Source organism: Pseudomonas saponiphila (genome assembly GCF_900105185.1).
Taxonomy (GTDB): domain Bacteria; phylum Pseudomonadota; class Gammaproteobacteria; order Pseudomonadales; family Pseudomonadaceae; genus Aquipseudomonas; species Aquipseudomonas saponiphila.
On the sequence record NZ_FNTJ01000002.1, the window covers coordinates 1834678 to 1856492 of the forward strand.

18 protein-coding genes are annotated in these 21815 nt (G+C 63.4%); 8 read left to right on the forward strand and 10 right to left on the reverse strand.

Annotated elements, in window-relative coordinates; all coding sequences use genetic code 11:
* Positions 1-8 precede the first annotated feature (8 nt).
* Positions 9-905: an NAD(P)-dependent oxidoreductase gene (locus BLV47_RS30280; RefSeq protein WP_092320225.1), complete on the forward strand. Its 897-nt coding sequence runs from the start codon at positions 9-11 to the stop codon at positions 903-905.
* On the opposite strand, the gene BLV47_RS30285 is transcribed toward BLV47_RS30280, so the two are convergent.
* Both BLV47_RS30285 and BLV47_RS30290 read right to left on the reverse strand, forming a co-directional pair.
* On the reverse strand, positions 796-3072 hold the full coding sequence (locus BLV47_RS30285; RefSeq protein ID WP_092320226.1) for a putative bifunctional diguanylate cyclase/phosphodiesterase: 2277 nt from the start codon (positions 3070-3072) through the stop codon (positions 796-798). The genes BLV47_RS30280 and BLV47_RS30285 overlap by 110 nt on opposite strands.
* A gap of 142 nt (positions 3073-3214) precedes the next feature.
* On the reverse strand, positions 3215-3583 hold the full coding sequence (locus BLV47_RS30290; RefSeq protein ID WP_092320227.1) for a YkgJ family cysteine cluster protein: 369 nt from the start codon (positions 3581-3583) through the stop codon (positions 3215-3217).
* 325 nt (positions 3584-3908) lie between these two features.
* Here BLV47_RS30290 and BLV47_RS30295 point away from each other — a divergent pair, with 325 nt between their 5' ends.
* The gene (locus BLV47_RS30295; RefSeq protein ID WP_092320228.1) at positions 3909-5255 is read left to right on the forward strand and encodes a spinster family MFS transporter; all 1347 of its coding nucleotides are present in this window, start codon (positions 3909-3911) and stop codon (positions 5253-5255) included.
* 174 nt (positions 5256-5429) lie between these two features.
* Here BLV47_RS30295 and rapA read toward each other — a convergent pair whose 3' ends face one another.
* Positions 5430-8279: an RNA polymerase-associated protein RapA gene (gene rapA, locus BLV47_RS30300; protein ID WP_092320229.1), complete on the reverse strand. Its 2850-nt coding sequence runs from the start codon at positions 8277-8279 to the stop codon at positions 5430-5432.
* Between the two features lie 219 nt (positions 8280-8498).
* Between rapA and BLV47_RS30305 the strand changes: the two genes are divergently transcribed.
* Positions 8499-8840 (forward strand): aspartate-semialdehyde dehydrogenase, encoded by a 342-nt coding sequence (locus tag BLV47_RS30305; RefSeq protein WP_092320230.1) that lies wholly within the window; start codon positions 8499-8501, stop codon positions 8838-8840.
* On the opposite strand, the gene BLV47_RS30310 is transcribed toward BLV47_RS30305, so the two are convergent.
* From BLV47_RS30310 to BLV47_RS30320, 3 genes are all read right to left on the reverse strand, one after another.
* Complete coding sequence (locus tag BLV47_RS30310) at positions 8837-10033, reverse strand: aminotransferase class V-fold PLP-dependent enzyme (RefSeq protein WP_092320594.1); 1197 nt, start codon at positions 10031-10033, stop codon at positions 8837-8839. The genes BLV47_RS30305 and BLV47_RS30310 overlap by 4 nt on opposite strands.
* A 5-nt stretch (positions 10034-10038) precedes the next feature.
* A complete protein-coding gene (locus BLV47_RS30315; RefSeq protein WP_092320231.1) occupies positions 10039-10509 on the reverse strand; it encodes a RidA family protein in 471 nt (156 codons plus the stop codon).
* An 88-nt stretch (positions 10510-10597) separates the two neighbouring features.
* The gene (locus BLV47_RS30320) at positions 10598-11518 is read right to left on the reverse strand and encodes a LysR substrate-binding domain-containing protein (RefSeq protein ID WP_244168971.1); all 921 of its coding nucleotides are present in this window, start codon (positions 11516-11518) and stop codon (positions 10598-10600) included.
* A 193-nt stretch (positions 11519-11711) separates the two neighbouring features.
* Between BLV47_RS30320 and BLV47_RS36295 the strand changes: the two genes are divergently transcribed.
* Positions 11712-11873, forward strand: coding sequence for a hypothetical protein (locus tag BLV47_RS36295; protein ID WP_092320233.1), 162 nt, complete (start codon positions 11712-11714; stop codon positions 11871-11873).
* 145 nt (positions 11874-12018) lie between these two features.
* Positions 12019-12135 (forward strand): cytochrome c oxidase subunit CcoM, encoded by a 117-nt coding sequence (ccoM, locus tag BLV47_RS36795; protein ID WP_015634423.1) that lies wholly within the window; start codon positions 12019-12021, stop codon positions 12133-12135.
* Between the two features lie 210 nt (positions 12136-12345).
* Here the strand turns inward: ccoM and istB are convergent, their stop codons facing one another.
* The 4 genes from istB to BLV47_RS30345 form a co-directional block, all read right to left on the reverse strand.
* Positions 12346-13095, reverse strand: coding sequence for an IS21-like element IS1474 family helper ATPase IstB (gene istB, locus BLV47_RS30330; RefSeq protein ID WP_062838242.1), 750 nt, complete (start codon positions 13093-13095; stop codon positions 12346-12348).
* Positions 12983-14668: an IS21 family transposase gene (gene istA / locus BLV47_RS30335; RefSeq protein ID WP_062838241.1), complete on the reverse strand. Its 1686-nt coding sequence runs from the start codon at positions 14666-14668 to the stop codon at positions 12983-12985. The genes istB and istA overlap by 113 nt, the downstream gene beginning before the upstream one ends.
* A 250-nt stretch (positions 14669-14918) precedes the next feature.
* Positions 14919-16394 carry an inorganic phosphate transporter gene (locus BLV47_RS30340; RefSeq protein WP_092320234.1) on the reverse strand — a complete coding sequence of 492 codons (1476 nt, stop codon included), beginning with the start codon at positions 16392-16394 and terminating at the stop codon, positions 14919-14921.
* A gap of 376 nt (positions 16395-16770) precedes the next feature.
* The gene (locus BLV47_RS30345) at positions 16771-16971 is read right to left on the reverse strand and encodes a hypothetical protein (protein WP_092320235.1); all 201 of its coding nucleotides are present in this window, start codon (positions 16969-16971) and stop codon (positions 16771-16773) included.
* Positions 16972-17554: 583 nt separating this feature from the next.
* Between BLV47_RS30345 and BLV47_RS30350 the strand changes: the two genes are divergently transcribed.
* From BLV47_RS30350 to pcaK, 3 genes are all read left to right on the forward strand, one after another.
* Complete coding sequence (locus BLV47_RS30350; RefSeq protein ID WP_010793081.1) at positions 17555-18859, forward strand: IS1380-like element ISPa33 family transposase; 1305 nt, start codon at positions 17555-17557, stop codon at positions 18857-18859.
* A gap of 360 nt (positions 18860-19219) precedes the next feature.
* Positions 19220-20062, forward strand: a complete 843-nt coding sequence (gene pcaR / locus BLV47_RS30355) for a pca regulon transcriptional regulator PcaR (protein ID WP_016962563.1) — start codon at positions 19220-19222, stop codon at positions 20060-20062.
* Positions 20063-20352: 290 nt separating this feature from the next.
* The gene (pcaK, locus tag BLV47_RS30360) at positions 20353-21699 is read left to right on the forward strand and encodes a 4-hydroxybenzoate transporter PcaK (protein ID WP_092320236.1); all 1347 of its coding nucleotides are present in this window, start codon (positions 20353-20355) and stop codon (positions 21697-21699) included.
* The last annotated feature ends 116 nt before the right edge of the window (positions 21700-21815 follow it).

The following is a 21815-nucleotide window of genomic DNA, read 5'->3' on the forward strand; positions in this document are numbered from 1 at the left end:
GGGGCAATATGATGTCAGCGTTACCTTCGCTCGGGTTTGCCGGAATCGGCCTGATGGGCTTGCCGATGTGCCATCGGCTGCTGGCGGCGGGCTATCCGCTGGCGGTATGGAACCGCAACCCGGAAAAGTGCGCGCCCCTGGTGGCCGCCGGGGCGCGACAAGTAGCCACACCGGCGCAGCTCTGCGAACAGGCGGACCTGGTGCTGTTGTGCCTGGCCAACACCGAGGTGGTGCGCGACGTGGTGTTTGGCCCGGAAGGTATCGCCCAGGGCGCGCGGGCCGGGCAGCTGCTGCTGGACCTGTCCAGCCTGGAGCCCACGGCGACTCGGGAAATGGCCGCCGAACTGGCTCGCAGCAGAGGCATGGCCTGGGTCGATGCGCCGGTCTCCGGCGGCACGCAAGGCGCCGAGGCCGGTAGCCTGGCGATCATGGTTGGTGGCGCGCCGGCAGATGTCGAGCGGGTGCGCCCGGTGTTGCTGGCATTGGGGCAGCGGGTCACGCACATGGGCGCGGTGGGCGCCGGTCAGGTGACCAAGGCCTGCAACCAGATGATCGTCGCCTGCAACGCCCTGGTGATTGCCGAAGTGGTGGCCCTGGCCGAGCGTTCGGGGGTGGATGCCAAGCGCATCGCCGAGGCCCTGGCCGGTGGCTTTGCCGATTCGAAACCCTTGCAGATTCTCGCTCCGCAAATGGCCGAGAGCCGTTTCGAGCCGGTGAAGTGGCATGTGCGGACCCTGCTCAAGGACCTGGATGGCGCGGTGAAGTTGTCTCGGGAACAGGGTTCGGCGACTCCGATCAGCGGATTAGCTGCACAGTTGATGCGCCTGCATGGAGCACAGGGCCACCTGGAGCAGGATCCGGCGACCCTGGTCCGCCTGTACCGGGATTCGACAGCACTGGATTGAGCCGGTCCTGGCGCTGGTCCAGTTCATCCAGCACCCGGTGCAGGTCCTGCAGCGGCACCGGGCGGCTGAGCAGGTAGCCCTGCAGGTAGTCGCAGCCGTAGCGTTCCAGGAAGCGCTGTTGCTCCAGCGTCTCGACCCCCTCGGTGACCACCTGCAGGTGCAGGGTGTGGGCCATGACGATGATCGCCTGAACGATCTCCATGTCCTGGGTTGAATGGGGGATGTCCTGAATGAACGAGCGGTCGATCTTCAGGGTGTTCAGCGGCAGGCGCTTGAGGTAGGCCAGTGACGAATAGCCCGTGCCGAAGTCGTCGATCGACAGCGATACCCCCAGCTCGCGGATCTGCTGGAGCAGCGCCAGGGTGCTGGCGATATTGCCCATCAGGGCATTTTCCGTGACCTCCAGTTCCAGGCGCTGCGGCGCCACCCGGGCGCCGCGCAGGGCGCTTTGGATTTCCGTGGCCAGGGCCTCGCGCGTCAGGTTCAGGGCCGAGCAGTTGACCGCGATCTTCAGTTCGTCGCGCCCCTGTTGCGAGAGGAAGCTCAGGTCCTGGCAGGCCTTGCGCAGTACCCAGTTGTCCAGTTCGGCGATCATGCCGTTGGCTTCGGCGATGTTGATGAAGCGATCCGGGCTCAGCAGACCGTGTTGCGGGTGTTGCCAGCGGATCAGGGCTTCGAGCTTGGTAACCCTGGCGTGCTTGAGGTCGTAGATCGGCTGGTAGTGCAGCAGCAGCCCTTGATCGTCGCGCAGGGCATTGCGCAGCTCCTCCTCCAGTTGCAGCTCCAGGCTGGCCCGGGTCTTGAGGCTGGTGTTGAAGAAATGCAGGTTATTGCGCCCGGAGTCCTTGGACTCATACAGCGCCAGGTCGGCGTTTTTCAGCAGTTCCTCGCACGTCTTGCCGTCATCGGGGAAGACGCTGATACCGATACTGGTGGTCATCACCATGCGCCGGCCGCCAAGCTCGATCGGCTCCTTCATCCTGTGCATGATGCGTTGGGCCATGTGCCGCGCCTCATCGCGCTCGTGGAGAGTGAGGAGAATGCAGAACTCGTCGCCGCCGAGGCGGGCCACCACGTCTTCATGGCTGCGGGTGGAACTCTTGATATGCCCGGCGATGACCTTGAGCAGCTCGTCGCCGGCGTCGTGGCCCAGGCTGTCGTTGATGCGCTTGAAATGATCGATGTCGAGGAACATCACCGCCAGCATGCCGCCGTAGCGGGTCTTCTCCATGAGTTTTTCCGCAAACAGCTGGTTGAAGCCGCGGCGGTTGATCAGGTTGGTCAGGGCGTCGTAGTGGGCCACCTGCTGCAGGGACATCCGGGCCTGGTCCAGTTGCGAGAGCAAGGCATTGACCCGGCGCAGGTCGCGTTCCTTGTGCTGCAGTTTCTTGTCCGCCAGGGCCGCGCTGATGCCGCTGCCGATGATCAGCAGGATGATCACGCTGAGGGTCAGGCCCAGTTGCAGGTGCTCGTCGGGAATCGCCGGGACGGCCGGACTGCCGGCGGGCAGGACCAGGGTCATGGACCACATGCCGGTGAAGTGCATCAGCACGATGCCGCCGCCCAGCAACAGGCTGCTGGCGTACTTGAGCAGTTGATGGAACATCCCGCTGCCTTCGCGCAGGTGCCGGGACAGCAGCAGCGCCGCCAGGCTGCAAGCGATCGCCAGCAGCAGCGACAGGCCCATGAGCAGCGGCTGGTAATACAGGCTGGCGCTGGAGCGCATGGCCGAGACGCCGACGTAGTGCATGCCGCTGATGCCCAGGCCGATCCATATCGCGGCAACGGCGCAGCGCCACAATGGCAATTGCTGGTGGCTCAAGGTGTTCATCGCCAGCCAGGCGGCAATCAACGCGATGAGCAGGGAAAGCAGGGTCGGTGACAGGTCGTAGTGAATCGTTAGAGGCGCTTCGAACGCCAGCATGCCGATGAAGTGCATGGTCCAGATACCGCCGGCCAGGCAGCAGGCGCCGACCCAGCGCCACAGGCGTTGACTGGTCGGTTGCTCGACGTGGCTGACGCGTTCGGCCATGTCCAGGGTCGCGAAGCTGGCGGCGCAGGCCACCAGGTAGGCCAGCAGCACCAGAACCGGGTTATGAGTGCAGTGCAGAACCACCTGCCCACTGTCTGGAAGCTCGCTGATGAAATGCACACCCAGCCAGTCCATAGAATGCCCATCTCTGAGTCATAGGAGGTCGGCGGAGCCGCGCGCCAACGAGTGCTTGGAGTATAGAAGGCACCCGGTGGCTGCAATCGGGGGTGGCATTTTGCTGCCAATGATTTGCTTATGAGCGCTATCGCCAATGGCGCTAAGCGCTTTTCTCGAACCAGGGCTCGTGATCGATGGGGTCCAGGGGCGCGAGGCCGAAGGCCGCGCGGGCGGCGTCGCAATCGCTGTTGTGCTGGCCGTCGGCCCAGGAAGCCTCGAACTCCCGGCACGGGCTGGAACGCTGTTGATAAATTGTGCAGCTCACGCGCTCGCCGACTTCGCCTTCAAGGGCGATGCAGCGCGGCGACTTGCAGTCGGTGCCGAGCATGGCCACCCGAGTGGGATTGATGCTCTGCACCAGATCGTCGGGGACCGTACCACCGGATGAGGCGCATTCGCCCCAGAAAAAAGACACACGAAAGTATGAACAGCAGGCACCGCAATTCAGACACGGACTGGCTTCGGACATAGGCGTATTCAAAGGGAAAGGGGGAGGGTAAAGGGGGTAGGCAGGCGGCTATTCTAGGCTTCCCATCGGCCATGGGAAGGGGGGGGCGAGGTATTTTTTCAACCTCGGCCAAGTCCTTGAAAAGACTGGCAAGCGCCCGGGTGGCGGGGGCTGTGGCGGATTGGCCGATGCCCGGATCGGTGCCTTGAGGCCCGCCCCGGGCGCCTGGCTGCGATGAGTCGATATCAGGCTGGCGAATAATCACAGACAGCTGCAGCGGGCCTGACTAGATTGCAGCTTCCAGGCTCGCTTGCGTCTGGCCGAATAACAATAAAGAGATCGACCCATGGATAACTCGACTCAAGCGGCAAATGCCTGGCGCATTTTGTTCCTGTTGTTTTTGGCAAACCTGTTCAACTTCTTCGATCGCACCATCCCCGCCATCATCATCGAGCCGATCCGCATGGAATGGCACCTGAGCGACTTTCAGCTGGGGATCATCGGCACCGCCTTCACCCTCGTCTACGCCATCGCCGGCCTGCCCCTGGGGCGCCTGGCCGACACCGGCTCGCGCAGCAAGCTGATGGGCTGGGGGCTGGCGGTGTGGAGCGGACTCACCGCAGTGAACGGCATGGTCGGCAGTTTCTGGAGCTTCCTGCTGGTGCGCATGGGGGTCGGCATCGGCGAAGCCAGCTATGCGCCGGCGGCCAACTCGCTGATTGGCGATCTGTTTCCGGCCCATCGTCGGGCCCGGGCCATGGGGATCTTCATGCTCGGCCTGCCCCTGGGGCTGGTGCTGGCGTTCTTCACCATCGGGGCCATGGTCAAGGCCTTCGACAGCTGGCGGGCGCCATTCTTCATTGCCGCGGTGCCGGGGCTGGTGCTGGCGGTGTTCATGTTCTTCATCAAGGAGCCCAAGCGCGGCGCCGCGGAAACGGTGAAGGTAGCGCAAGTACCTATCGACCGACCGATCCGCCGGGTGCTGGCGATACCGACCTTTCTCTGGCTGACCCTGGCCGGGCTGACCTTCAACTTCGCCACCTATGCCTGCAACTCGTTCCTGGTGCCGATGCTCCAGCGTTACTTCCTCATGCCCCTGCAGGAGGCGGCGATGGCTACCGGGCTGATTGTTGGTGTCACCGGGCTGGTGGGGCTGACCCTGGGCGGCTGGTTCGCCGACAAGATCCATCAGCGGGTTGCCAACGGGCGACTGCTGTTCGCCGCCTGCAGCCTGATCATCTCGACCCTGGCCACCGCCTGGGCGCTGCATGCCGGGCGCGTCGAGATCGGGGTGTTCGTCGCGGTGTTCAGTATTGGCTGGCTGTTTGCCTACAACTTCTACACCTGCGTCTACACCGCCCTGCAGGATGTGGTCGAACCGCGCTTGCGGGCCACCGCCATGGCCCTGTTCTTCGCCGGCCTGTACTTGCTGGGTGGCGGCCTGGGGCCGGTGGTGGTCGGTGCGCTGTCGGACCATTTTGCCCACTCGGCGATGTATGCCGCGGGCGCGCAGCAGATGACCGAGGAGTTCAAGGCCATCGGCCTGCATGACGCCATGTACCTGATTCCGGTGGCGCTGTTCCTGACCCTGGTGTTTCTGTTTCAGGCCGCCCGTTGCTTTGTCGGCGACTCCCAGCGCATGAAGGACGATTTGGCGCTGGCCGCGCCTGCTGCGCGTGCGCTGGTGGTCTGAGCCTGCGCGCCGCGCCCTCCGTAGGAGCCGGCTTGCCGGCGAAGCGGACGAAAGAGTTCGAGGTTGGGGCGTTGCTGCGAGGGCGCTTTCGCGGGCAAGCCCGCTCCTACAGATGGCAGGCAACAAAAAGCCCGCATGATGCGGGCTTTTTGTTGAGCGGATGGAGCCAGGCAATCAGCCCGCCACCAGCACCCGGATCGCTTCCAGGCGCAGGGCGGCTTTATCCAGCATCGCCAGGCCCTGTTCCCGTTGCTTGCGCAGGGCGACCAGCTCGCTGTCACGTACCGTCGGGTTGACCGCTTGCAAGGCCGTCAGGCGCGCCAGCTCCTCGTCGGTATCGGCGGCCAGGCGACGTTTCGCTTCAGCCACGCGCTCGGCGTGGCGTGGCGCAACCTTGGCCTCACCGGCGTTGATCTTCGGCGCCAGCTGGTCGCGCTGGGCCTGGATGAACTTGTTGGCGCTGGCCTTGGGCACGCTTTCCAGCTGGTCGTTGAGGGTTTCGAAAGCCACCCGTGGCGACAGGTCGTTGCCGTTGGCATCCAGCAGGCAGCGCAGGGCGGCCGGCGGCAGGTAGCGGCCCAGTTGCAACGAGCGTGGAGCCACCACTTCACTGACGTACAGCAGTTCAAGCAGCACGGTGCCGGGTTTCAGCGCCTTGTTCTTGATCAGCGCCACGGCGGTGTTGCCCATGGAGCCGGACAGTACCAGGTCCATGCCGCCTTGCACCATCGGGTGTTCCCAGGTGATGAACTGCATGTCCTCGCGGGACAGCGCCTGGTTGCGGTCGTAGGTGATGGTCACGCCTTCGTCGTCGCCCAGGGGGAAGCTGGCGTCGAGCATCTTCTCGCTGGGCTTGAGGATCAGGGCGTTTTCCGAGTGGTCTTCGCTGTCGATGCCGAAGGCGTCGAACAGGGTTTCCATGTAGATCGGCAGGGCGAACTGGTCGTCCTGTTCGAGGATCGCCTCCACCAGCGCCTCGCCTTCACCGGCGCCGCCGGAGTTGAGTTCCAGCAGGCGGTCGCGGCCGGTGTGCAGTTCGGCTTCCAGGCGCTCGCGTTCGCCGCGGGCTTCGTCGATCAGGGCTTGCCACTCGCCATCATCGGCATTCTCCAGCAGCGGCAGCAGGCGCGGGCCGAACTGATGCTGCAGGGCGTTGCCGGTCGGGCAGGTATTGAGGAAGGCGTTCAGGGCTTCGTTGTACCACTGGAACAGACGCTCTTGCGGGCTGGTTTCCAGGTACGGCACGTGCAGTTCGATTACGTGTTTCTGACCGATCCGGTCCAGACGGCCGATGCGCTGCTCCAGCAGGTCCGGGTGCGACGGCAGATCGAACAGCACCAGGTGGTGGGCGAACTGGAAGTTGCGGCCTTCACTGCCGATTTCCGAGCAGATCAGCACCTGGGCGCCGAACTCTTCGTCAGCGAAGTAGGCGGCGGCGCGGTCGCGCTCAAGGATGTTCATGCCCTCATGGAACACCGTGGTCGGGATGCCGGAACGCACGCGCAGGGCGTCTTCCAGGTCCATGGCGGTTTCGGCGTGGGCGCAGATCACCAGGACCTTGGTGCGCTTGAGCATTTTCAGCTGGTCGATCAGCCACTCGACCCGCGGGTCGAATTTCCACCAGCGCTGTTCTTCGTCGCCGGCCTCGGGCTGCGCCTGGAAGCTGACTTCCGGGTACAGCTCGGCGTGTTCGCCCAGGGGCAGTTCCAGGTATTCGTCCGGGCATGGCAGCGGGTAGGCGTGCAGCTTGCGCTCCGGAAAGCCCTGCACCGCGGCGCGGGTGTTGCGGAACAGCACGCGGCCGGTGCCGTGGCGGTCCAGCAGTTCGCGCACCAGGCGCGCGCTGGCTTCGCTGTCGCCGTCGTTGACCGCGGCCAGCAGGGCTTCGCCTTCGTTGCCGAGGAAGCCATGGATGGTCTGGTGCGCCTCGGCGGACAGGCGGCCCTTGTCTAGCAGTTCCTGCACGGCTTCGGCCACTGGACGGTAGTTTTCGCTCTCGGCACGGAAGGCCGCGAGGTCGTGGAAGCGGTTCGGGTCCAGCAGGCGCAAACGGGCGAAGTGGCTGTCCTGGCCCAGTTGTTCCGGGGTTGCGGTCAGCAGCAGCACGCCGGGGATGGTTTCGGCCAACTGTTCCACCAGGGCGTATTCCGGGCTGACCTGGTCTTCGTGCCACACCAGGTGGTGGGCTTCGTCCACCACCATCAGGTCCCAGCCAGCGGCGAACAGCGCGTCCTGGGCCTTCTCGTCGTCCACCAGCCACTCCAGGGCCACCAGGGCCAGCTGGGTGTCTTCGAACGGGTTGCTGGCATCGCTTTCGATAAAGCGCTCTTCATCGAACAGCGCCACTTGCAGGTTGAAGCGTCGGCGCATTTCCACCAGCCACTGGTGCTGGAGGTTTTCCGGAACCAGGATCAGCACCCGGCTGGCACGGCCCGAGAGCAACTGGCGATGGATCACCAGACCGGCTTCGATGGTCTTGCCCAGGCCCACTTCGTCCGCCAGCAGGACCCGCGGCGCGATGCGGTCGGCCACTTCACGGGCAATGTGCAACTGGTGGGCGATGGGTTGGGCGCGCACGCCACCCAGGCCCCAGAGCGAGGATTGCAGCTGGCGGCTGGTGTGTTCCAGGGTGTGGTAGCGCAGGGAGAACCAGGCCAGCGGGTCGATCTGCCCGGCGAACAGACGGTCGCTGGCCAGACGGAACTGGATGAAGTTCGAGAGCTGGGTTTCCGGCAGGGTGACGGCTTCGTTCTGCCCGTTGAGGCCGTGGTAGACCAGCAGGCCATCGACATCGTCGACTTCCTGAACGGTCATTTTCCAGCCTTCGAAGTGGGTGATGCTGTCACCCGGAGAGAACCTCACACGGGTGAGGGGCGCATTCCGTAGCGCATACTGGCGGGTGTCGCCAGTGGCCGGATAGAGCACGGTCAGCAAGCGACCGTCCTGTGCCAGAACGGTGCCTAAACCCAGCTCGGCTTCGCTGTCACTAATCCAGCGTTGCCCCGGTTGATACTGCTGCGCCATGCTGCCTGACTCCCGCTTTGAAAAAGCCGACTATCTTAACGGAACGACGCTTCCAGTCCAAAGAACTCTGATAAAAACCCCTGGATTAAAAGGTAGCGTAAGGCGTGCATTCGTCGGGTGGCGGGGCACTATCGGCTGACGACTGGGTCACACTTTTGCGACCGATGGCTCAAGTCGCCCATGCCGCAGCCGACAGCCTGCCGACAGGAGAACCATAATATGTTGCCACCGATGCTCCCCTTGAGTGCCGTGCCCATCACCGCCCAGCAGGATCCGGTCCGCCAGCGACCGGACATTCCACCTGTGGTGCCGGTGCAGGAAAGCTCCAACGAAAGCACCATCGACCTGCAAAAGCGCGATGCCGAGCAGTCGGCCCTGCTATTGCGCGAAGAGCAGCAGCGCCAGCAGGAAAAACAGCGGCGCAAGCGTGAGGCCGATGATGATCCCGAGCAGCACCTGGCCGTACCCGGGGACGAGTTGAACGCCGACAACACCGTGCCGGTGGTGCCGCTGATTGAAGACGCCCCGCGCCAGGGCCTGTGGGTGGATGTCGAAGTCTAGGGCCGATGGGCTTGCGCCAGTTCCGCGAGGGCCTGCAACAGGCGCTCGATTTCCTCTTCTGTATTGAAATAACTCACTGCGATCCGGGCTATGTCACTTAGGCCCCGGGCCTGCATGTCCAGCGGTGTGTAGTGAATGCCATTGGCGCCAATGTTGATGTGGCGGCGCGCCAGTTCCTCCTTCAGCGTCAGCCCGTCCCAGCCTTCGAGGGTGAAGGCGATCAAGGCCGATTGCTGCCCCGGGCGGCCCAGATCCCGGAGTTGCACGCCGGGCAAACGCTCCAGCCCCCGGCGTACGCTGTCGCTCAGCATCTGGATCCTCTGGGCGATGGCGTCAATGCCGATGTGCTCCAGCTCCTGCAGGGCATTGGCCAGACCGGCCAGCAGCACCATCGACACTTCACTGGTTTCAAAGCGTCGGGCATCGTTGCGCAGGGCGAAGCCCTGGCCGTCCCAGGGGGCCGACAAGACGTCCCGTGGCAGCGGGTTGAGCTGTTCGAGGAAGCCCGGCCGTACATAGAGCAAGGCTGTGCCCCGAGGGCCGCGCAGGTATTTGCGCCCGGCGGCCTTGAGCACATCGCAGCCCAGCGCCTGCACGTCACACGGCAACTGGCCCACAGCCTGGGCGGCGTCGATGAAATAGGGGATGCGCCATTGGCGCGCCAACTGGCCAATGGCGGCTGCCGGGTTGATCAGCCCGCCGTTGGCCGGCAGCCAGGTCAGGGCGATCAACCGCACCCGGGTGTCGAGCATGGATTGCAGCGCCTGGACTGAAACCGCGCCTTGGCTGTCGCAGGGAATCACCTCCAGCTGCGCGCCAGCCGCTATGGCCGGGGTCATGCAGGCCAGGTTGCCGGCCCATTCCTGGCGCCCTACGAGGATCCGGTCTCCCGGTTGCCAGGCGGGCAGGGCGTGGAAAGCCATGCCCCAGGCCGCCGAGCCACTGCTGGCAAAGGCAATCGCTTGCGGGCTGGTATTGAGCAGACGGGCCGCGGCTTGTCGCGCTTGCTCCTGCCACTGCGCGCCATGGCGGGCGGCTTCCATCGGTCCGCTATGCGCTTCGCGTTGCAGTTGGTCCAGCATAGCGTCCAGGGTGCCCTGGCTGGGCAATGAAGCCCCGGCATGATTGAAATGGCAGACCCGGGCACACCCTGGCGTGGCGGCCCGCAGCCGGGAGATCTGCTCCAGGCCCAGGGGCTTCACGGCTTGAGCTCGAAAATCCCGTCGACCTCCACCGCGACACCGGCGGGCAGGCTGGCGACGCCCACCGAGGTGCGGGCATGCCGGCCCTTCTCGCCCAAGGCATTGACCAACAGGTTGGAGGCCCCGTTGGCGACCTGGCCATGCTGCTTGAAGTCGGCGCTGGCGGCGATGAACACCCCCAGCCGACTGATGCGTTGCAGCCGTGACAGGTCGTCACCCAGGGCGGCCGCCAGCTGCGCCAGCAGGGCCAGGGCTGCCAGCTCGGCGGCCTGGGCGCCTTGCTCGACGCTGAGGTGGTCACCGAGCCGGCCAAGCAACTGCGGATGCTCCTCGGCCGACGGCGTCTGCCCGGAGATGAACAGCAGGTTCTGGCTGCGGACATGGTTGACGTAGTTGGCGATCGGCTGGCCAGGAGGCGGCAGTTCAAGACCCAGTTGTTGCACTCGTTGCTGCAGAGAGTCGCTCATGGCAAGTCCTCGAATGAAAGGCTTGCAGCATCGGTGTTCGCTCCCGGGGCGACAAACGGATAGATCTAATCCGACGTATCTGAATTTCTCATGTGTCGCGGCCCTGCTCCATCAACTCCTGCTCTAACAACCCCTGCTCTAACAACCCCTGCTCTAACAACCAGTGCGCAAAACACTCGGCCGACGGATTGGCTGCGCCTTCGGCGGTCACCAGCCAGTAGCCGATGTGAGGGCTGTGCAGGGAGGGCAGGTCGAAGGCATCCACCAGGCTGCCTTGGGTGAGGTGGCGCCGAATCAACTGGCGGCGGCCCATGGCGATGCCTTGGCCGGCCACTGCCGCTTCCACCACGATGTTGTAGTCATGGAGCATGACGCTGGGGTGGGAGCCGAGGTCGATCCTGTTCTGCCTGTTCCAGTCGTCCCACTCAAACGGCCGGTGGGAACGGGCCATCAGCAAGGTGCCATTGGCCAGGGCACGGGCCTTGAACTCCGGGCTGCACACTGGCGACAGCTGTTCGGCGAGAAAGCGCCTGGCCTCGACCTTGGGCCAGTTGCCCTTGCCGTAGCGAATGGCCAGGTCGACCTCGGCCCCGGCCACATCCGCCAGGTCGATTGCCGGCTGCAGTTCCAGCTGGATCTGTGGGTAACGGCGGCTGAAGTCCACCAGGCGCGGGGCCAGCCACAAGGTGGCGAAGGACGCCAGCAGGCCAACGCGCAGCACCCGCGGCGGTTGCGCGGGCAGCAGTGCCCGGGTGGCGGCGGCGATCTGCTCCAGGGCTGGCTGGATCTGCCGGTAATAGCTGGCGCCTGCGGCGGTCAGGTCGATGGCGCGGGTACGCCGCACAAACAGTGGCTGGCCCAGGTGCTGTTCGAGCTTGTGCACTTGATGGCTGATCGCGCTCTGGCTGACACACAGCTCTCGGGCCGCCTTGCTGAAACTCAGGTGGCGGGCCACGGCCTCGAAGGCGCGCAGGGCCAGTAGGGGGGGCAGGTGCTGGGGCGTTTGCACATCCGCTTTCCTGTGGGTGGGGGCGGCCATTGTGCGGATAAAAAAACCTTCCGGCAGCGACTTTCTTGCATTCGCGTGGGTCTGATCACTGGTCAGGTGCGGCGCCGCGTCGCATTATTGGCACATTCGCCAGGGCCGCCGCGGGTTCCAGACCGCGCGGACGATATTGACTTCGAGTGATGCAAGCCAAGCCATGAATCAAGACGACAAACTGATCGACCTGACTGCCGAGCGCGCCAAGCGCGTGCATGACCTCAATGAAAAGCGCCTGAACGAAGTGCGCCAGGCATTCGAACAGGCCATGCCGTTGGGCAAAGCCAAGAAAAAACCGAAAAACAAACCGAAAAAGCGCTGAACAGGGCGCTTTTTTGTTGATACAAGTCAGTTATTCCCCCTTCCTCGCGCCCACTCATGGGCGACATTGACCCCGGTCAATTTTCCCCGCCGCCTCTTTGGTTAACTTAGCCCCATCGCAACAGGGCAAGAGCAGGAGGCCAGTCATGTTTTTCGACAATGTGGTGATCGCCGGAGTGCTGACTGTCGGCCTCATGGTTCTGTTTTTCGCAGGGTTTGGATTCTTCATCTGGAAAGACGCGAATAAGCGTAAAAAACCTTAAGTCTCTCCAGAGCAACGAGCACGCAAGGCATTTTGGGCAACTTCGGTTGCCCTTTTTTTTGCCTGCAGAAAAGCGTGAGGCATAAAAAAAGGTGCGTCCCCGGGGACGCACCTTTTTTGCGGATTTCGGTGAACGTGACCGAGCGTTTCGCTAATACGTGACCGGTGCTTCCACCCCGGTTGCGCGGGTTCTGGATTGTAATCGCATCGGTCACGATGCGGCTTGTTCCTCGGCTTTTTTTCGGCGCAGCGACTCGCCTTTCATCGTCAGTCGGTAGGCGTTGTGCACCAGGCGGTCGAGGATGGCATCGGCCAGGGTCGGGTCGTTGATCCAGCCGTGCCAGTGCTCGATGGGCAGTTGGCTCGTCAGGATGGTGGAGCGGCTGCCAGCGCGGTCGTCGATCACCTCCAGCAGGTCATGCCGGGCTCCTTCCTCCAGCGGGGCTAGCGCCCAGTCGTCCAGCACCAGGACGTCGACCTTTGCCAGCTGTTGCAGGGTACGGCCGAAGCTGCCGTCGCCATGAGCGATGCGCAGTTGTTCCAGCAGGCGCGGGGTGCGCAGGTACAGGGTGCTATAGCCCTGGCGGCAGGCCTGGTTGCCCAGGGCGCAGGCCAGCCAGGTTTTGCCGGCACCGGTCGGGCCGGTCAGCAGCAGGTTGTGCTGCTGGCGGATCCAGTCGCCACTGGCCAGGGTGGCGATCAGACGCTCGTCCAGGGCGCGTCCGGTGCGGCGGTCGAGATCTTCCAGGCAGGCGTTGGCGTACTTGAGCTTGGCCTTCTTGCGCAGCCGTACCAGGCGCTGGTTGTCACGCCAGGCCAGTTCGCGGTCGAGCAGTAGGCCGAGGCGTTCATCGAAGCTCAGGCTGTGGCTGGCCGGCAGCGTCCATTGCTCTTCCAGGGCGCGGGCCATGCCGTCCAGGCGTAGCTGGTGCAGTTGATTCAGGGTGTGTTGCGGCATCATCGAACAGCTCCTGTTGCGGGGGTTGGTAGTAGTCGGCGCCACGGACGTTCTCGTGGTCGCCGGGTAAGGTCGTTTCGGCGGCACGCTGGGGCAGCGGCTGTTGATCCAGGCCTTGCTGGAGCAGGTTGCGCACGCTGCGCCCGGTGAAGGCGCGCAGGTGTACGGCACGTTCGGCAGCGGCTTCCAGGCGTGCATTGCCATAGCGCCGGGCCAGCGAGAGCAGGCCGAGGCAGGCGCGGTAGCCCATCTCCGGGTGCGGCTTGTGGGTCAGTTGGTGATCGATCAGTTGGCGCGTGTAGGGGCCGATCCGCGCGCCCCAGTCGAGCAGGCGTTGTGGCGTCCATTCGCGATGCGCCTGGTGCGCCGCGGGCATGTGCTCGCGCTGGGTACTGTAAGCGCCGCGTCGCCCCAGCAGCAGGTGGCTGGCCACCCGCCGGTTGCCATGCAGCACTTCCAGGGTGTGTGCCGTCAGTCGCACGTCCACGTTCTGCCGGGCCAGGGCGGAGGGCACGCTGTAGAAGCTGCCATTGACCTCGATGTGGTAGTCGATGCTGACCTTGCAGCGCTTGAAGGTGGCGACCTCGTAGGGATGCACCGGCAGCGCTCGCAAGGCCGGGCGATCCAGGCGCTCGAACCAGTCGCGCCGGCAGCCATCGAGCCGCTTGAACGGGCGCCGATTCAGATCCTCCAGCAGCTCGGCGATGGCCTGGTTAAGCGCATGCAGGCTGAAGAACTGCCGATGGCGCAGCCGCGCCATGATCCAGCGCTCGACCACCTGCACCGCCACCTCGGCCTTGGCCTTGTCCTGAGGCTTGCGTGGCCGTGCCGGCAGGATCACCGTCTGGTAATGACGCGCGCACTCCAGCGTGGCCCGGTTCAGGCCCGGCTCGTAGCGATCCGGCTGGGCGACCAGGGCGCGCGGATTGTCCGGCACAACCATTTCCGGCACGCCGCCAAAGTAGGTCAGAGCCTGGCCCAGCGAGGTCAGCCAGTCCACCTGGGTTTCGCCTGGCGTCGCGCAGGCATAGGTGTAATTCGAGGCGCCCAGGGCGGCGACGAAGATGTGCGCCCGGCGCACTTCGCCGGTGGCCGGGTCGACCACCGGCAGCGTCGGCCCGGCATAGTCGATGAATAGCTTCTCGCCCGCACGGTGCAGCTGACGCATCGAACGTTTGAGCGTCTGGGCGTAGCGCCGGTAGTGCTCGACGAACTGGGTGTAGCGGTAGGTCGGCTGGCCCGCATGCGCGGCGAGATATTCCTCCCACAGCAGCTGCAAGGTCACGCCCTTGCGTCGCAACTCGCGGTGGATGCTCAGCACATCGGGCAGCACTCGCTCACCGCGCGGCTTGTTCGTCGACGTCGGTGCAAACAAGGCGGCCGCCAGCGCGGCCTCGTCCATGGCCACCAGCGCCGGCCAGTCCAGCCCGGCCACCCGCGCCGCCGCGATGTACTTGCTAACCACGCCCTTGGACAGCTGCAAGGCACGGGCAATCTTCTCGTGGGACAAGCCGGCCTCAAACTTGAGGCGCAGACATTCTTTGATGTTTCGCATGGCTACTCGCGGCGCCGCCATCTTCCTCTCCCGAAATCGGTCGAGGATGGCGGCGCATCAGGTCATGCGCAACGAAGGGGAAGGCTTTCGCTAAGTCGTGACCGGCGATTTCGGTAAGCCGTGACCACCTGTTTCGGAACAGGCGGAAAATCGGTCACGTTGCTACCGAAATGAGCGGTCACGCGTTAGCGAAATGACCGGTCACGATCAACCGAAACGGCCGGTCACGGTGCTCCGAAATCCGCACCTTTTTTATTCTCGGACCGGTGGATCAGGTGCCCAGGACCTTCGACGCCGCCCAGAACAGGCCGGCCGACAGGGCCACCGTGGCCGGCAGAGTCAGCACCCAGGCCAGCAGGATGGTCTTCACCGTGCCGCCTTGCAGGCCGCTCTTGTTGGCGACCATGGTCCCGGCCACGCCGGAGGAGAGCACGTGGGTGGTGGACACCGGCAGGCTGAAGATATTCGCCAGGCCGATCAGGCCCGCAGCGGTGATCTGTGCCGACATGCCCTGAGCGTAGGTCATGCCCTGTTTGCCGATCTTCTCGCCAATGGTCAGCACCACGCGCTTCCAGCCGATCATGGTGCCCAGGCCCAGTGCCAGGGCCACCGCCAGGATCACCCAGAACGGCGCGTACTCGGTGGTGGCGGTCAGGTCCTTGCGCAGCTTGTCCAGGTCGGCCTTTTCACGGGCTGCCAGGTCCGGCAGTTTGCCCACCTTCTTCGCCGTATCGTCCAGGCACAGCAGGTAGCGACGCACTTCGATGCGGCTCTCCGGCGACAGCGAGTGGTAATCGGCGACACCATTGAGGCTGCTCAGCAGGGCGCTGATGGTCGGCTCGGTTTGTTGCGGATTGCAGCGGAACTTGCCCGGCAGGTCGTCTTTCACGCTCTTGCCCAAGGCCAGGAATTCGCCCAGGGAGTCGTGGTTGCGCTCATAGAACTGGCTCAGGTGCAGGGTCGCGTCGCGGGTCCGCTCGATCTGGTAGGTGGTGCTGTTGAGGTCCAGCACGAATTGCGCGGGGACGATACCGATCAGCACCAGCATGATCAGGCCAATGCCCTTCTGACCGTCGTTGGAACCGTGGACGAAGCTCACGGCCATGGCCGAGATCACCAGGACCAGACGGTTCCAGAACGGTGGGTGCTTCTTGTCATCGATCTTGCGTCGCTGTTCCGGGGTCTTGTGCATCTTGGAGATCGGCCGCCACCATTTCAGGCCGATCAGCACCAGTGCGGCAATCAGGAAGCCGGCCATTGGCGAGAACACCAGGGAAGCGCCGATATCGATCGCTTTCTGCCAGTTCACGCCGTCCCCCAGAGGGATGTCGTTGAGCAGGGCATTGGCCAGGCCGACACCGAGGATCGAGCCGATCAGGGTGTGGGAACTGGAGGCCGGGATGCCGAAATACCAGGTGCCCAGGTTCCAGGCGATGGCCGCCGCCAGCAGCGAGAAGACCATGGCCAGACCGTGGCCGGTGTTGACATTGATCAGCAGTTCCACCGGCAGCAGGTGGACGATGGCATAGGCCACGCCGACCCCGCCCAGCAGCACACCGAGAAAATTGAATACACCGGAAAAGAATACGGCCAGGTGCGGCGGCATGGCTTTGGTGTAGATAACAGTGGCAACCGCATTAGCGGTGTCATGAAAGCCGTTGATGAACTCGTAGGCGAGGACAAAAGCCAGGGCGAGCAAGAGGCTCACAAGCACCCAAGCATCCAGTCCGCTGAATAAATCGATCATGAAGGTTTTCTGACCCGGTCATAAGGGGGCGCGATTATGCCAGAAAACCCTGGTAATCAATGCACAAGGTGCTCACCGGTAACATTCTTCAACGAAAAAACTGACCCAGAGCAGAGTTTTTGTCGATTCTCTTCGAGCCCGGCAACCCATTGAGTTTATTGGGTTTGGGCGCGATGAGCGCGGGTTCGACCGGCGTGAAGCAAAGGTTAAAACGATCGTATTAAATTTCAGCGAAAGGGCCTGCCGGGTGCCAATTCTCGTCCGGATGGGACAAGGTGGCGAAGGGCCCGGGGTGGCGAGCATCAATAGTCTGCCAGGCCGCCGAGATCATCGTGCGGACCAGCGAGCAAGCCCTATGAAAGTCAGGCCGCCAGCATTATGGCTGTTCGGCCTTGAGCTCTTTTTCCATCTTTTGCAGTTCTTGCATGAAAGCCTGGTCGCGAATAGTTGCGCGTTTGCGCCAGGGTTTGCGTTCCGGTTCAGGCTGGGCGGCATAGCGGGTGATCTCGCCGCCGTAAACTTCCTTGTAACGTTGTTCCTGGCGCTCAAGTTCCGCGCGCAGTTCGTCTTTCGTCACAGTGTTACCTAATTGAGTAAAGGTCCATTCCGGTGCAACGCATTGCCTGTGGGCGACTATAAGAATCCGAATCGAGCCTCTGGGGCTGCTGATTCCTGATCCGTTCTAGCGTGCCTTTTGTTGCATGCGGCCACGTCACCGGATGAAGACAACTGTCGTAGCAACAGTAGTGCTGGTTGCAAGCGGATTGGCCGAAACTGGTTTGAGGTCAAGCGCTTGCGACAGGTGATCGATTACAGCCTAGTGTCACCTGGACGAGGGGGAGCGGGACTCACTCCGTGTTCCTCGCTCGTGCAGTATAGCCGCGGCGAAGAATAACTCTATGGGCGACAAGTTTAAAATAGCCAACTTCATTGTGAGCATTTTGTGACACGAAAGTTCGAAACACTTCCTACTCGATGCTTCCTGTTTTCGTACTCGACCAATGGAATTCTAGATGGGGCGTCGCTGCTCTTTATACAAGTGGCGAATGGAAAAACATCGCCTAGCCCGGATTTCTCATGACCGCATAAACAAAAACGGCTGAAAGCCTTATGATTCTTGTCGCCAAACAAAGCCCCATAAGTCTTCAGCCGCGCACAAAATGCTACCAGAAAAACTCCACTTTTCACCCCTCTCTCGCCGCCTCGTCGAGGCCTCTTTCACCGGTGGTCACATCACCTCGGATGCGGGCTTGTTGCTGCTGCGCGAGGTCGACCGGCAACATGGCTTGACCCGCCGCCTGGCCAAAATCGTTCCCGATCGGCGTGATCCTGGGCGTGTCCAGCATGGACTGCAGACACTGCTCGCCCAGCGTATCTATGCACTGGCCGCCGGCTACGAGGATCTCAACGATCATGACGGCCTGCGCCATGACTACGCGCTGCAGACTGCGGTCAACCGCCTGCAACCGCTGGCCGGCAAATCCACTCTGGGGCGCCTGGAACAGCAAGCCGATCGCGAAACGGTGGTGCAAGCCCATCGCCTGCTGTGGGAGCACTTCATCGCCCAGCATGACCAGGCGCCGGCTGAGATCGTGCTCGACTTCGATGCGACCGATGTGCCGGTGCATGGTGATCAGGAAGGGCGCTTCTTCCATGGCTATTACGACCATTACTGCTTCCTGCCGCTCTATGTGTTCTGTGGTCGCCATCTGCTGGTGAGCTATTTGCGCCCGAGCAACATCGATGGCGCCCGACACAGTTGGGCCATCCTGGCACTGCTGGTCAAGTTCATTCGCCGCTTCTGGCCAGAGACCCGCATCGTGTTCCGCGGTGACGGCGGTTTTTGCCGACATCGCATGCTCGACTGGTGTGACCGCAAGCAGGTGGATTATGTGGTGGGTCTGGCCCGCAACACCCGCCTGCAGCGGATGGCGGCGCCGGCCATGCAAGCTGTCGCCGAGGCCTACCAAGAAACCGGGCAGAAGATGTCCGGCGTGTATCGCTTCCTCTATCAGGCCGGTAGTTGGCGTAGGCGCCGCCTGGTCGTGTCGCGCCTGGAACATGGCGAGCAGGGTGCCAATCCACGCTTCATCGTCGTGTCCCGCTTTGCCGAGGATGCTGCCCAGCAGTACTACGAAGACTACTGCGGCCGTGGCGACATGGAGAATCGGATCAAGGACCAACAGTTGGATCTGTTCGCCGACCGCACCTCCAGCCCACGCTGGTGGACCAACCAGTGGCGGCTGATGCTGTCGGCCTTTGCCTATGTGCTGTTCGAACGGCTACGCGATCATCTCCAGGGCACCGCATTGGCGCGCATGAGCATCCATAACCTGCGCTTGAAACTGCTCAAGATCGGTGCGGTGATCATTCGCAACAGCCGGCGCATCCGCGTGCTGATCAGCGAGGCCTATCCGCATCAGGAACTCTTTGCGGGGCTGGTTGCCCGCCTCAAGCCGACCTGAACAGGCGGGCGCCCCCGGCCCGGCTCAATGGGGGAAAGGGGGCAGTGCGCCCCATACGCGGGAATTGAATAAAAAACGATCAATTTTTAGCGGTGGAAGGCAGGTTGTTGATACACCGAGGCTTCACCGGCCACGCCTGCCGGCCTCATGAGAAATCCGGGCTAGAGCAAGCTTTGGCTGGCGATTATTACTATGAGTTTTTGCAATAAAAGAGTGCGAGGGAGGGAGGTGTCCTCAAGCGCCGCAGATTGCGATTATCGGTCGTCGGTTCGATAATCGCCCAATGTTGCCGCTGGTAGCTTGTGCTGTCTCTCCAATACGGCTTGTAATACGGCCGAATTTTGTCGCGGGGAACCTGAAATGAACGATCAGATGCGTAACTCCTTTACCTCGGTGGCGCCACCGATCGTGGCTTCGGCGGCGAAGAGGATTCAGGCGTTGACCGGTGACCCGGATTTCATGACTTCTCTGGCCCGCGGTCTGGCCGTGGTGCAGGCCTTCCAGGAGCGCAAGCGCCACCTGACCATCGCCCAGATCAGCCATCGCACGGAAATTCCCCGGGCCGCGGTGCGTCGTTGCCTGCACACCCTGATCAAGCTGGGCTACGCCACAACTGACGGGCGTACCTATTCGCTGCTGCCCAAGGTGCTGACCCTGGGCCATGCCTACCTGTCGTCGACGCCCCTGGCGGTTTCCGCGCAACCCTATCTGGACCGCATGAGCGAGCAGCTCCACGAAGCCTGCAACATGGCCACTCTGGAAGGCGACGACATTCTCTACATCGCCCGTTCCGCCACCACCCAGCGCCTGATTTCCGTGGACCTGTCGGTCGGCGGGCGCTTGCCGGCCTATTGCACGTCCATGGGGCGCATCCTGCTGGCGGCCCTGGACGACTCTTCGCTGCACGAATACCTGGAGCACGCCGACCTGCAGGCCAAGACCAGCCGCACCCTGCATACACCGGAAGCCTTGCTGGAATGCCTGCAACAAGTGCGTCAGCAAGGCTGGTGCATCGTCGACCAGGAGCTGGAGCAGGGGCTGCGTTCCATCGCGGTGCCGGTGTACGACGCCTCGGGCCAGGTGCTGGCGGCATTGAACGTCAGCACCCACGCCGGCCGGGTCAGCCGCGCCGAGTTGGAACAGCGTTTCTTGCCCGGCCTGCTGAGCGCCAGCCGCGATCTGAGCGCCCAGCTGTTTGCTTAAGCTGTTCGATAAACGCACAGATCCGCCTCTGGCGAATTGACGCTGTTTCCCCTGGCTCATTAATGTCGCGGCAGCGTCATCGGCGGCCAGCCGGCATTGCCGGTCTGCGGCCGATGACCCGTCCAATAATAATGAAGAGGCCAACTCATGTGCATGCTCTCCCTGCGTCGTTGCCGTGACCGTTCCTGCCGTCCCGCCCGAGTCGCCTGACTGACTCCACCCTTTCTACGTGACCTGATCAGCCCCTGGCGGCCTTTGCTCGCCTGCGTTTTAGTGTGGAAATAACAACAATGAACCAACCTCAATCCGCTGTAGGGAACTGCCTTGATGTGCAGTCCTTCATCAATGCCCAGCCCTTGTCCCGTTACCAGTGGCGAGTGGTGATCCTGTGTTTTCTGATTGTCTTCCTCGATGGCCTGGACACCGCCGCCATGGGCTTCATTGCCCCGGCACTGTCCCAGGACTGGGGCATCGACCGCGCCAGCCTCGGCCCGGTGATGAGCGCCGCGCTGATCGGCATGGTCTTCGGCGCCCTGGGCTCGGGGCCCCTGGCCGACCGTTTCGGGCGCAAGGTGGTGCTGGTGGGGGCGGTGCTGCTGTTCGGCGCCTTCAGCCTGGCGTCGGCCTATAGCAGTAATGTCGATCAGTTGCTGGTCCTGCGCTTTCTCACCGGCCTGGGGCTGGGGGCGGGCATGCCCAACGCCACCACGCTGCTGTCGGAATACACCCCCGAGCGCCACAAGTCGTTGCTGGTCACCAGCATGTTCTGCGGTTTCAACCTGGGCATGGCCGGTGGTGGCTTCATTTCCGCCAAGCTGATCCCGGCCTTTGGCTGGCACAGCCTGCTGCTGATCGGCGGCATCCTGCCGTTGCTCCTGGCCCTGGTGCTGGTGGTCTGGCTGCCGGAGTCGGCGCGTTACCTGGTGGTACGCAATCGCGGCACCGACAGGGTGCGCAAGACCCTGGCGCCGATCGCCCCGGCCATCGTTGGCGAGGCCGGCAGTTTCAGCGTGCCCGAGCAGAAGACGGTGAAGGCGCGCAACGTCTTCGCGGTGATCTTCTCCGGCACTTACAGCGTTGGCACCTTGCTGCTGTGGCTGACCTATTTCATGGGCCTGGTGATCGTCTACCTGCTGACCAGCTGGCTGCCGACCCTGATGCGCGACAGCGGGGCGAGCATGGAGCAGGCAGCCTTTATCGGCGCCCTGTTCCAGTTCGGCGGGGTGCTCAGCGCCGTAGCCGTGGGCTGGGCCATGGACCGCTTCAATCCGCACAAGGTGATCGGCTGTTTCTACCTGCTGGCCGGGGTCTTTGCCTACGCCGTGGGGCAAAGCCTGGGCAACATCACCTTGCTTGCCACCCTGGTACTGATTGCCGGCATGTGCGTCAACGGCGCGCAATCGGCGATGCCGTCCCTGGCAGCGCGTTTCTATCCGACCCAGGGGCGGGCCACCGGAGTGTCCTGGATGCTCGGCATCGGTCGTTTCGGTGCCATCCTCGGCGCCTGGATGGGGGCGACCCTGCTGGGCCTGGGCTGGAACTTCGAGCAGGTGCTGACCGCCCTGGTGATTCCGGCGGCCTTGGCCACCACCGCCGTGGTGATCAAGGGCATGGTCAGCCATGCGGACGCGACCTGACGCCATCTCGGCCCGTAGTCGCTGTCGCGGGCCTTGAGGGCCCGCTGCTCCAAGGCCCTGCGCAAGGTTCTTCAAGCCCCATCGCCGCCTGCGGCAACGGCCGCAACCGAGCCGCC

Coding starts and splice junctions, on each gene's coding strand:
- BLV47_RS30350 (WP_010793081.1), top strand. CDS start 17,555: ATGCTACCAGAAAAACTCCACTTTTCACCCCTCTCTCGCCGCCTCGTC.
- BLV47_RS30280 (WP_092320225.1), top strand. CDS start 9: ATGATGTCAGCGTTACCTTCGCTCGGGTTTGCCGGAATCGGCCTGATG.
- pcaR (WP_016962563.1), top strand. CDS start 19,220: ATGAACGATCAGATGCGTAACTCCTTTACCTCGGTGGCGCCACCGATC.
- ccoM (WP_015634423.1), top strand. CDS start 12,019: ATGTTTTTCGACAATGTGGTGATCGCCGGAGTGCTGACTGTCGGCCTC.
- BLV47_RS36295 (WP_092320233.1), top strand. CDS start 11,712: ATGAATCAAGACGACAAACTGATCGACCTGACTGCCGAGCGCGCCAAG.
- BLV47_RS30340 (WP_092320234.1), bottom strand. CDS start 16,394: ATGATCGATTTATTCAGCGGACTGGATGCTTGGGTGCTTGTGAGCCTC.
- BLV47_RS30295 (WP_092320228.1), top strand. CDS start 3,909: ATGGATAACTCGACTCAAGCGGCAAATGCCTGGCGCATTTTGTTCCTG.
- istA (WP_062838241.1), bottom strand. CDS start 14,668: ATGGCGGCGCCGCGAGTAGCCATGCGAAACATCAAAGAATGTCTGCGC.
- BLV47_RS30305 (WP_092320230.1), top strand. CDS start 8,499: ATGTTGCCACCGATGCTCCCCTTGAGTGCCGTGCCCATCACCGCCCAG.
- rapA (WP_092320229.1), bottom strand. CDS start 8,279: ATGGCGCAGCAGTATCAACCGGGGCAACGCTGGATTAGTGACAGCGAA.
- pcaK (WP_092320236.1), top strand. CDS start 20,353: ATGAACCAACCTCAATCCGCTGTAGGGAACTGCCTTGATGTGCAGTCC.
- BLV47_RS30315 (WP_092320231.1), bottom strand. CDS start 10,509: ATGAGCGACTCTCTGCAGCAACGAGTGCAACAACTGGGTCTTGAACTG.
- istB (WP_062838242.1), bottom strand. CDS start 13,095: ATGATGCCGCAACACACCCTGAATCAACTGCACCAGCTACGCCTGGAC.
- BLV47_RS30285 (WP_092320226.1), bottom strand. CDS start 3,072: ATGGACTGGCTGGGTGTGCATTTCATCAGCGAGCTTCCAGACAGTGGG.
- BLV47_RS30290 (WP_092320227.1), bottom strand. CDS start 3,583: ATGTCCGAAGCCAGTCCGTGTCTGAATTGCGGTGCCTGCTGTTCATAC.